The following is a 13,840-nucleotide window of genomic DNA, read 5'->3' on the forward strand; positions in this document are numbered from 1 at the left end:
GTCTTGAAACGACCATGACACGAACCTGCATTCGACACGAAATGAAGCTGAAACAAACCTTGTGTAGCGCTTCCCATGCACAGCGACCTGAAAACCAAACACGCAAAGGAGAACGAAATGTCTATCCTGTCGTCCATCGGTCGCATCGCGACCGAATTCAGCGAGGCCCGCGCCCGCTACCAGACCGAACGCGCCATCCACGCGCTGCCGATCGAACTGCAGAAGGACATCGGCTGGCCTGAAGCCGCCGATACCAAGACCAGCACGCGCCATGGCGTTGGATCCTGGGCTGGAGCAAAGTAGATCGTGTGTACCAAGTGCTGAAGGCCTGCCGCACGACCCGTCCGGCAGGCCTTTTTATTTGCACTCAAACGAATTCAGGAGCCATGCTGGCGCTGCATGGCGCACATGAGAAAGCCGCATAGCAGCTCCGATTTTGAACTAACCGACTGTAAATGATCACAAATCCTGGGCACCCTGCCCAAATTTGTCGCATTCCGTGTCGCTTTTCATATCAAGTGCTTCGCTTTTGTCATTTAGTTTCCCCTCACGTAAGCCTATATCGGTGCCAGCAAACGAGCTGCCCCACTCCATCAAGCGAAGGCGACCCGTCTGAGCAACCGAATGGAGATGACAATGAAGCTTTTTGCCCGCCTTTTCGCTCGCCGTGAAATGAACCTGACGACCGCGCTCGAGCGCCAGCGCCTGGCCAACACCATGCCCGGCCAGACCGGTGCCATGAATGCCGCGCGTCTCGGCTTCGTCGCCTGATTTGACAAGCTCTAAGCAGCGCACGCCGCTGCCTAGCACACGATTTCACGCCGCTTCGGTCCTGCCGAGGCGGCGTTTTCATTTTACACCCGGCGCATCTGCTCAATCCGGCCGCGTGTCGATCGTTCGCCGCATAGTGATTGCCCATTTGCGACCCGTGTCGCAAATAAAGTCTTCCCGTTGCCTCCTAGCCAATTGACAGGAAAGGTTTTTCCTGATGACGCTATACTGATCGCGACATCCTGTTCGCGCCATCGCAGCGTGAGGGTTCCCCTGTGAACGTCGTAAAGCATCCGGTCAGACGATCGTTTGTGTTCTTCCTGGTCCCCGATTTCACCATGATCGCCTTTGCGACGGCGCTCGATCCGTTGCGCTCGGCCAACCGTATGCTCGGCTACGAAGCCTATCGCTGGCGTCTCGCCAGCATCGACGGCAAGCCGGTGCGCGCCTCGAACGGCGTCGAATGCGCCGTCAACACCTCGCTCGAGGAAGAGCGCAAGAAGATGTCCGGGCCGGAGCGACCGAACATGGCGATCGTCTGCAGCGGCATCAATGTCGAGCGCTACCAGAACAAGTCGGCCTTCGCCTGGCTGCGCGAGGAATACAATCGCGGCGTCGCTGTCGGCGGCCTGTGCACCGGCGCGCATATACTGGCGGCCGCCGGCCTGTTGTCCAACAAACGCTGCGCGATCCATTGGGAAAATCTGCCCGGCTTCTCCGAGGCCTTCCCGAAAGCCAATGTCTTTGCGGACCTCTTCGAGATCGATCAGAACGTCTACACATGCGCCGGCGGCACCGCCGCGCTCGACATGATGCTGAAGCTGATCGGCGACGATTTCGACGAGAGCCTGGTCAACCGGGTGTGCGAGCAGGTGCTGACCGACCGCGTGCGCAGCCCGACCGACCGCCAGCGTCTGCCGTTGCGTGCCCGCCTCGGCGTGCAGAACTCCAAGGTGCTGACCATCATCGAACTGATGGAGGCGAACCTTTCCGAGCCGCTGTCGCTGATCGAGATCGCCGACCATGTCGACCTGTCGCGTCGCCAGATCGAGCGGCTGTTCCGCACCGAGATGGGCAGGTCCCCTGCCCGCTACTATCTGGAGATCCGGCTCGACCGGGCCAGGCACTTGCTGATCCAATCGTCGTTGCCCGTGGTCGAGGTGGCGGTCGCCTGCGGCTTCGTCTCGGCCTCGCATTTCTCCAAATGCTACCGGGAGCTCTATGCGCGCTCGCCGCAGCAGGAGCGCGTCGACCGCAAGCAATTGCTGGCGGCTTGAGCCCCTGGAGCATGATCCCGAAAAGTGGGAACCGGTTTTCGGAAAAGATCATGCTCAAGAGATGGCCCCATCCCGATTCCATCGGCATGGAACAGGCTCTAGCGACTGTCGAACATAAAGCTGCGGTCGCGCCACATTTTCTCGCCGACCTGGCAATCGGTGACTGGTCTGTCCTGCGCCAGCACCACCGGCGGATGCGCCGCCTCATTCGCCGCCCATTGCGGCGAATCGCGCCCGGCAAGCTCCAGCACCAGCTTGCGGCGGATCGCCTCGGGAAATTGCGTCCACTCATTCACCGGGATCATGAACGCGCCCGGCCCGCCGATGACGCAATCGGTATAGTAGCGGTCGAGATCATTGACGTCATAGACGCTCGTGAAGCCGCTTCTGGTCATCAGCGGCAAGCCATTGATGGTGATGCCTCGCCTGACCAGCTCGTCGCGGGTGATGTTGACGGGACCGCCCTGATTGTTGGGGCCGTCGCCCGAAACGTCGATGACCCGCTTGACGCCCTGAAAGCCGCTCTCGGCGAAGAGGTCGCTGGAGAATTCCAGCGCCCCGGAGATCGAGGTGCGCCGGGCACTGTTGGGCGGCCGGGCGGAAAGCTGTTCGACCACCCGCTCGGCGTCGGCGCGATTGGCGATCACCGTCCAGGGCACGATGACATGCTGCGAGGTCGTTCCGGCCCATTCGACATAGGTGACGGCGATCTTGCCATGAGCGCCATCGGCGATGGCCTGCAGCACGTCGTCATGCGTCAGCGCCGCCACGTAGCCGTGACGCTGGATCTCGAGTTCGTCCGGCGACATGGACAGCGAAACATCGACGGCCAGCACCAGCTCGATGTCGACAGGCTCGTCCGCAAGCGAAGCAGGCGCGAACCCAAGCGTGAGCACCAGCGCAGCGCTGGCTAAGAGAAGCTGTCTTGCATGGGCAACAGCAGACATACCGCAACGTAAGCGAGAATCAGCGCGGCACAAAGAGAAAAGCCCGGTCGACAGCCGGGCTTACCCGCTCACATTTTTTTGCGACGGCAAGCCGGTCCGCGCCGGCAGCCGATCGCCAGGCGGAAGCTCGGAGGCTCAACTGCGCGGCTTGAGGTTCTCCGGGTCGTAGAGCGGCTTGTAGCCGACTGCGGCGACCTCGACCGGATAGATCTCGCCGAAATATTCGACATTGAGTTTGCGGCCTTCCTGGGCATAGGCCCAGGGCAGGTAGGCGAGCCCGATATTCTTGCCGATGGTCGGGCCATAGGCCATCGAGGTCGTGAACGACCGGCGGCCGAGTTCGTCGACCAGCGTTTCGCCAGTCCTGGGGTCCATCACCGGCATCGTGCCAACGGGATAACGGGCAACACCTTTCGCATCGATATTGTTCGTCATGACCAGCGTGCACAGCATCGCCGGCTGGTGCTCGCGGGCGCGATACTCCACATGCCTGGCCTTGCCGCAGAAATCATTTTCCTTGACCTTCGGACGGGCGAGATCGGCCTCCAGCAGATTGTACTCGGTCAGGAGGTCGGCGTTCTGCAGCCGCAGGCTCTTTTCCATGCGCCGCGTGTTGGCATAGGTCTCGACGCCGAAGGGCATGACGCCGGTCGAACGCAGCGCGTCCCATACGCCAAGCCCGTCCTCATAGCGCATATGCAATTCCCAACCCTGCTCGCCGACATAGGAGATGCGGAAAGCGGCAACATCCTTGCCACCAATCCTGACCGGCTTGATCGCCGCGAAGGGGAAGTTTTCAAGGGACAGCCCATCCGGATTCTCAACCACCTTCTGCAAGGTCGCCCGCGCATTCGGACCCCAGATGCCGATGGTCACGTATTTCTCGGTCACATCGGTAATGGTGACGTCAAAACCTTTATCCTGCGCGGTGCGGCGCATGTACTGGAAGTCGCGCGGCCCGGCGTCGGCTCCGTCGATCACCCGGCAGCGGTCGGCCATGCGGATGACGGTAAAGTCGGCGCGCACCATGCCCTCCTCGTCGAGGAAGTGGGTGTAGATGCCCTTGCCGATATTGTTGTCGCCGCCGATCTTGGCCGCGCACAGCCATTCCAGCAACGCGACATGGTCCGGCCCTTCGACGTCATACATGGCGAAGTGCGACAGGTTGACGATGCCGCAATCTTCGCTCATGGCGAGATGCTCGGCATTGGAGACACGCCAGAAATGGCGGTTGTCCCATTCGTTTTCGCGCACCGGCACCCGGTTCCCGTATTTCTCCAGCAGGTGCTCGTTGGCGGCGTAGCCATGCGCGCGCTCCCAGCCGCCCAGCTCCATGAAATAGCCGCCGAGCTCCTTCTCGCGCTCCCAGAACGGCGAGCGCCTGATGTTGCGCCCCTTGGAGAAGGGTTCGCGCGGATGCACGGCCGGATTGTAGACCTTCATCGCCGTCTCGGTGCACCGGTCCCAGATGAACTGCTCCTTCGTCTGGTGCGGATAGAAGCGTGCATAGTCGATGGCGTGATGATCGATCGCCGTGCGGCCGTCCGTCATCCAGTCGGCGATCAGCTTGCCCATACCGGGGCCGTCCTTGACCCATATGGCGACGGCATACCACAGGCCCCGCACCTTCTGGCTCTCGCCCATGGACGGGCCGCCATCGGCCGTCACCTGCAGCAGGCCGTTGAAGGAATGGCTCTCATTGTAGCCGAGTTCGCCCAGGATCGGCGTCAGCTCCATGGCGCGTTCGAGCGGCGCCAGGATCTGCTCCATGTCGAGGTCGCGCTGCGAGGGCGAAAGCCGCGCCTGGTCCTTTTCCAGCAGGTCGCGCGGATGGCAAAGGCGCGGATTGGTCTCTTCGTAATAGCCCCACTCGATCTGCCCGCCCTCGGCGGTCTTGGGATCGCCGGTGTCGCGCATATAGGCCGAATTGCCCTGGTCGCGCAGCAGCGGCCAGCCGATTTCCTTGCCGGTGCCGGCGAATTCGGTATACGGGCCGAAGAAGGTCAGCGGATGGTCGATCGGCATCACCGGCAGATCCTCGCCAACCATCTCGGCGGTCAATCGGCCCCATATGCCCGTGCAGACCACGACATGGTCGGCCATGATTGTGCCACGGTCGGTCACGACGCCCCTGATGCGGCCGTCCTCGACGATGAGCGACCTCGCCGGCGTGTTGGCGAATGATTTGAGCTTGCCGGTGGCTTCCGCCTGGTCGACCAGCTTGCCGGCGACGGTCTGCGAGCGCGGGATGACCAGGCCGGCATCGGGATCCCACAGGCCGCCCTGCACCATCTCTTCTTCGATCAGCGGGAATTTCTGCTTGATCTCGGCCGGCTCGATCAGCCGGGCGCGTGTGCCAAAAGCCTTTGCCGAGGCGATCTTGCGCTTGATCTCTTCCATGCGGCTGTCGTCGCCGACACGTGCGACTTCGAGCCCGCCGATGCGCGCGTAATGGCCCATCTTCTCGTAGAAGTCGATGGAGTAGAGCGTCGTCCAGCAGGACAGGAAATCATGGCTGGTCGTGTAGCAGAAGTCCGAAGCGTGCGCCGTCGAGCCGATGTCGGTCGGAATGCCTGACTTGTCGATGCCGACGATATCGGTCCAGCCGCGTTCGATCAAATGATGGGCAACCGACGCGCCGACAATGCCGCCCAGCCCGATAATGACGACCTTCGCCTTTTCCGGAAATCCTGCCATTGCCCGCGACTCCAAAGTGGTAAAGCGGGCACCCGGCGCCCGTTTGATCGGCGCACAATATGCAGGCGACGGCCATCCCGCTACCGCCTGTTTGCGACACGCTGCAGGTGCGGCGCGACCCGATAAAGTCAGATGCCTTCGAGGGGCGCGGAGCTATCCCTCAGGCGAAGGCCCAGATGTCCTCGGCCTGGAAGCCGACCTGGTAGCCGGCGGTCTTCAGCTTGACCACGACCTGGCCGATCTCAGTCGCCGGCAGCGCACCGACCTCGACCTTGATCATGCCTGGACGGTAGCGCTGGAGATCGAGCTGCTCGAAGACGATCCAGTCGGCCCCTTCGCAATCGACGAGGAAGGCATCAATATGGGTGATGCCGTTGCGGTCGAGCAGTGTCTGCAAAGTCTCCGACGGCACTTCTATGTCCCTGAGATGCGGCGCGAACTTGTTGAAGTTGGCATCGGCCTCGCCCCAGGCATTCTTGCCCGACATCAAATTGGTGTCGGTCACCGACGAACAGCCGATGAACTCGATCGGCAACGTGCCGGCCTCGAGTGCCGCGGCATCGAAAGTGTGGACGGTGATCGTCCCCTTGGTCCTGGTCACCGCGACTGGTTCGATGGTGAAGCGCTCAGTGTCCGGGTAATTGGCACGCAGCCGCTTCTGGTTGTACGGGATCGGCTCGACCAGCATGGCGCGAGCGCGCGGGATGCGGTGCAGCCAGGGCGTCACGTCATCGAACAGCGCGCCATCGCAGGCGCCGACATTGACCATCTGGAACGGCCTTTTTGCTCCACCGAGGCGCGCTTTAAGCGCGGCCTTCGCCAGGAACTTCGTGCCGCGCAGCGACGGCCCGCGGTCGAGGACGCCGGTGGGAAGACCGAGCGACAGGGCGATGCGCGCCAGGCTGGAAACGGAACTCATGGCTTGTCTCCAGCGATGACGTGCAATGGCGCGGCGCCGCGCCCTTTGCTGCTCACCGACGCCCACAACGCCATGAACGGGCCGGCCAGCAGCAGGAAGGGCGGGATCAGGTTGGGAAAGTAGATGCGGGTGTCATGGATCGGGAAGACGGTGAACTTCGCCAGCACGCCGAGCACGAGCGCCGCAAACAGGATGCCGGCACGACGGCCGAGCCTGAAGCCGGCGCGGCTCGACGCATACCAAGCCGCCAGCGCCAGCACCGAGACGCCGACCCAACTGTTCAGGCTGATGGCCCGAACCACGGAAGCGGCAAAAGCCTTGAGATAGGCGACAACCGAGAATGGCGGATCGAAGCCGTCCATATTGTAGTGCTGCTCGATCGAGGAGAACCACAGATGCGGCCACCAGCCGGGATGCTGGGCCCAGTGCGAGATGGCGAAATAGGCGACGAGCGATGCGGCAAAGCCGGCCAGAACGCCCCACGCCTTCTGCCGGAAGGCGATCAGCAACACGGCGAAAATGGCAAGGAAGACGATGTTGTCCGGCCGCGCCATGAAGGCGAGGAAGAGCAGGATGGCGGTGGCGACGTCGCGACCGCGCACATAGGCAAACAGTCCGCCGAGGAACAGGGCCGAACACAGAAGATCCGGTGTCGAGGCGCGCGCCGCCTCGCCGAAATCGGCCATGATCAGCACCGCGCCGACGACCGGCGCCAGCGCCAGCGCGCCTTCCGACCGCAGCCAGAGCAGCGCGATCGCGCCGAACAGCAGCACTGACAACACTGACACCAGCCGCATCGCCTCGACCGGCGACATCACCGAACTCATGGTGGACAGAATCTCGGCGTAGAGGAACTTGATCCGGTACATGCCGAGCAGTGAGTGAAAGTCGGCGGCATTCCCGGCCATATGACTGCGGAAGCCGCCGCCATCGTCGGTCAGCGTCTTGTAGTCGCCCGCCGACACATCGGCCTTGACGGTACCATAGGCATAATCATGCAGCGCCTGCGCATCGGGATAGGTGCCTTCCTCGGCGATCGCGAGATAGGGCAGCATGTCCCAATTGGCGTCGGGCATGAACCATGCCGTCACGGCGGTCAAAAGGATGTAGAGCCCGAAGGCCGCCGCCCCGATGGGTGCTGCCAGGCGCGCATAGGTGCCCTCGCCCCACGCCAGGCCGGCCTCGGTGAGCCGGTCGAGCAGGCTTGTCGGAGCGGGAGACCTGGTCAGCATCGTTTCGCTCAGCGAACCTCGACTCAGCGGACTTGGCTTTTGACGAAGTCCTTCACGATCGACACGATGCCGCGCGACAACAGGCTGTCGAGCGCTTCGATGAAGCGGTCGACATGTTCGCGCTGGCAGATCAGCGGTGGTTCGAGACGAATGACGTTGCGGTTGTATTCGGTGAAGGCGACGAGCACGTCATAGTCGCGCAGCAGCAGCGCTCCGACGAAGCCGGACAGCGAACCCTTCAGCTTGTCGTCGAGCATGCTGACGACGGGACGCAGCACCATCGGCAAGGTCCGCGAAAAGTCGTGGAACTCCAGCCCGACCATAAGACCCTTGCCGCGCACATCCTTGATGATCTTCGGGTATTTTTCCCTGAGCGCCTGCAGGCGTTGCAGCAGGTAGTCGCCGGTGACGGCGGCATTATCGATCAGCCCCTCGTCATAGAGCACGTTGAGCGCCTCGATCGAGGTAACGCAGGCCTCGCCCATGCCGCCGAAGGTGGCCATGGCATGGATCATCGCCGTCTTCGGCGTGCCATAGGCCTTCATGTAGATCTCGCGCCGGGCAATCATCGCGCCGACAGCCGCCTTGCCGCCACCGAGCGACTTGGCCAGCGCCGTCACATCAGGAATGACGCCGTAATGCTCGAAGGCATAGAAGCGGCCGGAGCGGCCATAGCCGCACTGCACTTCGTCGGCCACCCACAGCACGCCATACTGGTCGCACAGCGCGCGCAATTTCTGCCAGTATTGCGCCTCTGCCTGGATGATGCCGCCGCCGCCCTGGATGGTTTCGAGCACGATGACGCCGATCTCGGGATCCGTGCGGAAGGCGCGCTCGACCGCCTCGATATCGGCGAACGGAATGCGCACCACATTGTCGGCGACCTTGAAGTCGGCGCGGTAGAGCTGGCCGTCAGTGATCGCCAGCACGCCCTTGGTCTTGCCGTGGAAGGAATTCTCGGCGTAGACGACCTTTGGCCGCTTTGGGCCGGCGGCGCGCTCGGCGAGCTTCACCGCCGCTTCCATGGCCTCCGAGCCGGACGAGCCCAGAAACACCATGTCGAGATCGCCGGGCGAGCATTTGGCGATATTGTGCGCCAGGGCCGCCGCATATTGCGACATGAAGGCGATAGCGATCTCCTGGCGTTTTTCTTCCTGGAATTTGCGGCGCGCCTCGAGAATGCGCGGATGGTTGTGGCCGAAGGCCAGCGAGCCGAAGCCGCCGAAGAAATCCAGGATCTTGCGGCCGTTCTGGTCGATATAGAACATGCCTTCGGCGCGCTCGATCTTGATCTTGTGGAAGCCGAGCAGCTTCATGAAGTGCAATTGACCGGGATTGAGATGCGCCTTGAACAGGTCGGTCATCCGCGCCAAATCCATTGCCTTGGCCTGTTCGACGCTGATCAGGTCTGGCTTGGCGATAGTGTCCGGCGACAGCGCCGGTGCGCTCACCACGGTGCGCGCTTTTGTGTGTTCCGGCTTGGCCATCACGGTCATCTCAAAATATCCCTTGTTCGGCAGGCGCCGTTATTCGGCGGGCACATGTTTGGCGGCGACGGCATGGCCGTCCTTCTTGGCGCGGTATTCGCTGTAGGCGGCGATCAGCATGTCCTCGTCGCGATATTGCGGCACCCAGCCGAGCTGACGCTCGGCCTTGGACACGTCGAGCACGCATTCCTCGTCGGCGATCAGATATTGTTCCGGATCCATGATTGGGAGGTTGAGCAAGTCGAGCAGGTCGAGCGTGCGCTTGACCGCCCAGCCGGGCGTCGGGATCAGGATCGACTTCGAGCCGGCATGCTTGATCAGGTCGCCGAGCAATTTCTTGACCGGCGGCGGGTTGAGCGAGCCCAGATTATAGGCCTCATTGGGCACGCCGGCCTTCCAGGCGGCGCGCGCCGCCTCGGCGCAGTCGAACACCGAAATGAACTGATAGGGATTCCTGCCCGATCCAATCATCGGCACCGGAAAATTCCAGTCGATCAGCTTGAACAGTTTTTCCAGAATGCCGAGGCGGCCGGGGCCGATGATGAGGCGCGGGCGAAACAGCGAGATCGACATGCCGCGCTTGCGCCATTCGACGGCCAGTTCCTCGGTCTTCTGCTTCGACCAGCCATATTCGCCGAGCGGCGCGACCGGATGCTCCTCTGTCATTGGCTGCGTGACCGTGTGGCCGTAGATCATGTCGGTCGTGTAGTGGACGAGCTTCCGCGCGCCGGCTCTGTCCATCGCCTGCATGATGTGCTCGGCGCCATGGAAATTCACCGGGAAAAAGAACTCGTGCCGCTTGGCCCGCACCTGGATCGGTGACAGCATCTTGGCCGACAGATTATAGACCATGTCGTCGGCCTTCAGCCCGACCGAAGCGACCGAGGCCGGATCGGTGACATCGCATTTGACATGGCTGACCGAGCGGTAGTGCGGCAGATCGCTTTTGGCGATATCGGCGACGACCACCTCCTCGCCATCGCCAAGAAGCTTTGGAGCCAGATGGCGGCCGACGAAACCGTCGCCGCCGAAAATCACATGTCTCATCGAACGATCTCGTTTGCGTGAATCTTGTCGGAGGCGATGGAAGCAGTCTGGTCCTCATGCTCTCGACCACTCTGCGCGATCAGCACCGTGCCGACGCAAATGAAGGCGATGCCGGCGATGCGCCAGGCATTGAGATCTTCTCGGAAGATGAAATAGGCGAAGATTGCAACCGCGACATAGGCAAGGCTGAGGAACGGATAGGCGAAACTGAGCTCGACCTTGGACAGCACATAGAGGTGCGAGGCCATCGAGATGACGAAGGTGCACAGGCCGAGGAACACCCACGGGCTGAACACGATCTGCAGCAGCTTGAGCAGCGGATTGACGCCCTCGAAGGAAACCGGACCGAGCGACATCATGCCTTGCTTCAGCATGAGCTGCGCGGCGGCATTGGTCATGACCGTGAACAAAATGAAGACGATATATTTCATGTTCTTCCTACCAACCCTTCAGGCGTCCTACTACGAATCTGCAAATATTTCGTGAAGTAGTAAGAACGTTTCCAGTAAACCTTGAAGTTGTCGATTCGTTAACCACGGATTATTCGAATTTTAGCTACTCCGCGGCTTCAGCAGCATCCCGTTGCTCTTCGAGCTGTTGCGCCGTTCTGGCCCAGAAACTCGACATGAAGGCAGGGTCGCGGATCGCTTCGAGACGCTGCCATTTCGGAAACGAGGCGGCGAAGATGTCGGCGCCCATGCGGGCGTCCTTGTAAGGATTGACCGCGCCGCCGGCTTCGACGGTGATGCGGTCCAGCTCCTTCAACAGCGCCAGCGTCGCCTTGCCACGGTTGGGAAAATCCAGCGTCAGCGTGAAACCCGGCCGCGGGAACGACAGCAATGCCGGTGAGCGGACCGTGCCGAAGCGCTTCAGGACCGTGAGGAACGAGCCCTGCCCGGCTCGCTTGGCCGCCGCAAGCAGATCCGGCACGACCCGGCGCGCGACATTTTCCGGCACCACGCTCTGGTGCTGGAAAAGCCCGTTCGGTCCGTAGAGGCGGTTCCAATTGCCAACGCCGTCGAGCGGAAAGAAGAAACCTTGATAGCCGACGTGGCGCGGCGCCGTGGACCGGCCTTTCTTCCACCGGTAGGCAGCGTTGAAAACGGTCAGGAACGGCCGGTTGAGCACGTTGAACGGCGGCTGGAAGGGCACCGAAAAACTGCCGCCGGCCTGCCAGGCCGCATGCGAGCCATGCTCGGCATGATTGCCGGTGAACAGCAGCCCGCGGCCGCTGCGATGACCGCCGGCAAGCTGGTCGATCCAGGCGACGGCATATTCGTTGGCCATGTCGGCCGCTTCGGCAAGCTCGAAAAATTCGCCTAGGTTGCGGAAAGGCGTCGCCGTCTCGACGATGTCGAGCGATGGCACCCGCATCAGCCGGATCGATGCGGACAGGATCAGGCCGGTCAGCCCCATGCCGCCGATCGTCGCTGCAAACAGCAGTGCATTGTCGGTGGCCGAGCAATGATAGGTTTGCCCGTCGGATCTGAGCAGGGTCAAGGATTCGACATGGCAGCCGAAGGTGCCGCGCCGGTGATGGTTCTTGCCATGCACATCATTGGCAATGGCGCCGCCGAGCGTGACGAACTGGGTGCCTGGAACGACCGCCGGAAAGAAGCCATAGGGCGCCGCATGGGCGATGATATCGGACAGAAGTGCGCCGGACTCGGCTTCGATCACGCCGGTTTCGGCATTGAAGGCGCGGATGCGGGCCAGCGGCCGCATGTCGACAAGCGTGCCCGCTTCATTCTGGCACGAGTCGCCATAGGAGCGGCCGTTGCCGTAGGCGAGCAAGGCGCCTTTTTTGGCTTTGCGCTGCTTTAGCAGCCCGATGCCGTCACCCGCCGAAATCACACTGGGTGCCGGCGGCGTGGCGAGGCCAAAGCTCTGAAACGTCTCCACGACCATGTTACAGGCTTCCAGCGACCAGCAGCACGGCGCCGATGAAAACGACGATCTGGCTGCGCCAGTCGCGGATGATGAAGACGACCGGATCGTCATGCATCTCGTCGCGGCGGGCGAGTATCCAGACGCGTATGGTCAAATAGAGCACAATCGGCGCCAGCGGCCAGACCAGCCAGGGGTTGGGGTAGAGTTCGCGCACCGCGGCGCTGTCCATATAGAGCGCCAGCACCAGTGCCGAGGAAAAGGCCGAGGCCATTCCCGCCTGGGCGACGATCTCCTGGTCCTCGGTGCGGTAGCCACGGCCGGCAATTCGCTCGCCGGCCGGAATGGCGGTGGTGCGCAGCTCGACAAAGCGCTTCACCAGCGCCAGCGACAGGAAGAAGAAGATCGAGAAGGCAAGCAGCCAGAACGAAACATCGACGCCGGTCGCCGCCGCGCCCGCCAGAACACGCATCGTGTAGAGGCCCGCAAGCGTCAGCACGTCGACCAGGAGCATGCGCTTGAACGACAGCGAATAGGCGGTGGTGATGACCATGTAGCCCAAAAGCACCCCGAGGAATTCCCATCGCAGCAGGCATGCGGCCCCGATGCCGATTGCCAGCAGCAGCGCCATCGACCCGAGGCCGAACGGGATCGACAACGCGCCGCTGGCGAATGGCCTGGTGCGCTTGGTCGGGTGTTTGCGATCGAGCGCGAGATCGAAGAAATCGTTGAGGATGTAGATGGCCGACGCCACCGCGCTGAACGAGACGAAGGCCAGCAGGCATTCCCAGATCATGTCGGAGTTGAAGTATTCGTGCGACAGCACCATCGGCACGGCGATCAATGAGTTCTTCAACCACTGATGAACGCGCAGCATCTTGACGACGGTTTTGAATGTCGGTTTCGGCGCCTGCATCATTTCGGCGCTGTGCATGGCCTGCCAGCGCGCGGCGTGCCGGTCGGGCGCGACGACGATCGCCGTGCGCGCGGCGTCGAACACCTGGAGGTCGTGCCGGCTGTTGCCGACATAGTCGAACCCGCCATCGCCATAGGCGGCGACAAGCGAGGCGCGCTTTCTGCCGGAGGTCATGTTGTGCGGACCATCGGTCGCCAGCACGCGATCGAAAATCCCCAGATGCGCGGCGATCGCCTCGGCGAACTTGCGTGGCGTGCCGGTTGCCAGCACAATCTGGCGGCCCTCGCCATGTTCGGTGCGAAGGCGCCGCAGCAGCACTTCGCGATAGGGCAGCGATGCGGGATCGATGTCGATGCGTTGGGCGATCGCCTGCTTCAACCGCGCCGGGCCGCCGGCGAGCCAGAACGGCACCACAAAAATATAGAGGGGGTTCATCTTGAGAAGGATGAACAACCCTTCCCACAACAGGTCCGTCGCGATCAGCGTGCCGTCGAGATCGACCGCAAGCGGGATTGCGTTCCTGTCCGACCGCGCGTCCATTTCTCGTTGCCCTGCCTACCCCGTCGCCGCTTTTCAGCGTCTTCGCATCCGGTATAGCGGGGAACGGCGTAGTGAACGTTAAAACGCCCGGTTGCAGAATGTAGGCTGGGAGGTATTTCC

Annotated in this window: 12 protein-coding genes; 3 read left to right on the forward strand and 9 right to left on the reverse strand. The window is 62.2% G+C overall.

What is annotated here, in order from left to right:
• Positions 1-117: 117 nt before the first annotated feature.
• The 3 genes from C9427_RS17010 to C9427_RS17020 all read left to right on the forward strand — a co-directional run bounded on the left by C9427_RS17010 (position 118) and on the right by C9427_RS17020 (position 2,048).
• Positions 118-303 (forward strand): hypothetical protein, encoded by a 186-nt coding sequence (locus C9427_RS17010; protein WP_107650415.1) that lies wholly within the window; start codon positions 118-120, stop codon positions 301-303.
• Between the two features lie 333 nt (positions 304-636).
• Complete coding sequence (locus C9427_RS35245; protein WP_013531161.1) at positions 637-771, forward strand: hypothetical protein; 135 nt, start codon at positions 637-639, stop codon at positions 769-771.
• Positions 772-1,109: 338 nt separating this feature from the next.
• On the forward strand, positions 1,110-2,048 hold the full coding sequence (locus C9427_RS17020; RefSeq protein WP_425351098.1) for a GlxA family transcriptional regulator: 939 nt from the start codon (positions 1,110-1,112) through the stop codon (positions 2,046-2,048).
• Between the two features lie 98 nt (positions 2,049-2,146).
• On the opposite strand, the gene C9427_RS17025 is transcribed toward C9427_RS17020, so the two are convergent.
• From C9427_RS17025 to C9427_RS17065, 9 genes are all read right to left on the reverse strand, one after another.
• Positions 2,147-2,995: a DUF1194 domain-containing protein gene (locus tag C9427_RS17025; protein WP_167434383.1), complete on the reverse strand. Its 849-nt coding sequence runs from the start codon at positions 2,993-2,995 to the stop codon at positions 2,147-2,149.
• 135 nt (positions 2,996-3,130) lie between these two features.
• Positions 3,131-5,692, reverse strand: a complete 2,562-nt coding sequence (locus tag C9427_RS17030) for a GcvT family protein (protein WP_107650293.1) — start codon at positions 5,690-5,692, stop codon at positions 3,131-3,133.
• Positions 5,693-5,852: 160 nt separating this feature from the next.
• Positions 5,853-6,611, reverse strand: coding sequence for an FkbM family methyltransferase (locus C9427_RS17035; RefSeq protein ID WP_107650294.1), 759 nt, complete (start codon positions 6,609-6,611; stop codon positions 5,853-5,855).
• Positions 6,608-7,843 carry a hypothetical protein gene (locus C9427_RS17040; RefSeq protein WP_107650295.1) on the reverse strand — a complete coding sequence of 412 codons (1,236 nt, stop codon included), beginning with the start codon at positions 7,841-7,843 and terminating at the stop codon, positions 6,608-6,610. The genes C9427_RS17035 and C9427_RS17040 overlap by 4 nt, the downstream gene beginning before the upstream one ends.
• 23 nt (positions 7,844-7,866) lie before the next feature.
• Positions 7,867-9,339: an aspartate aminotransferase family protein gene (locus tag C9427_RS17045; RefSeq protein ID WP_107650296.1), complete on the reverse strand. Its 1,473-nt coding sequence runs from the start codon at positions 9,337-9,339 to the stop codon at positions 7,867-7,869.
• A 30-nt stretch (positions 9,340-9,369) separates the two neighbouring features.
• Positions 9,370-10,377: an NAD-dependent epimerase/dehydratase family protein gene (locus tag C9427_RS17050; protein WP_107650297.1), complete on the reverse strand. Its 1,008-nt coding sequence runs from the start codon at positions 10,375-10,377 to the stop codon at positions 9,370-9,372.
• Positions 10,374-10,808, reverse strand: a complete 435-nt coding sequence (locus C9427_RS17055) for an EamA family transporter (RefSeq protein ID WP_107650298.1) — start codon at positions 10,806-10,808, stop codon at positions 10,374-10,376. The genes C9427_RS17050 and C9427_RS17055 overlap by 4 nt, the downstream gene beginning before the upstream one ends.
• A gap of 124 nt (positions 10,809-10,932) precedes the next feature.
• Entirely contained in the window at positions 10,933-12,285 is a 1,353-nt protein-coding gene (locus tag C9427_RS17060) for an FAD-binding oxidoreductase (RefSeq protein ID WP_107650299.1), read from the reverse strand.
• 1 nt (position 12,286) lies between these two features.
• Positions 12,287-13,720 carry a UbiA family prenyltransferase gene (locus tag C9427_RS17065; RefSeq protein WP_107650300.1) on the reverse strand — a complete coding sequence of 478 codons (1,434 nt, stop codon included), beginning with the start codon at positions 13,718-13,720 and terminating at the stop codon, positions 12,287-12,289.
• Between the last annotated feature and the right edge of the window lie 120 nt (positions 13,721-13,840).

It is taken from the genome of Mesorhizobium helmanticense, assembly GCF_003034915.1.
Taxonomy (GTDB): Bacteria; Pseudomonadota; Alphaproteobacteria; order Rhizobiales; family Rhizobiaceae; genus Mesorhizobium; species Mesorhizobium helmanticense.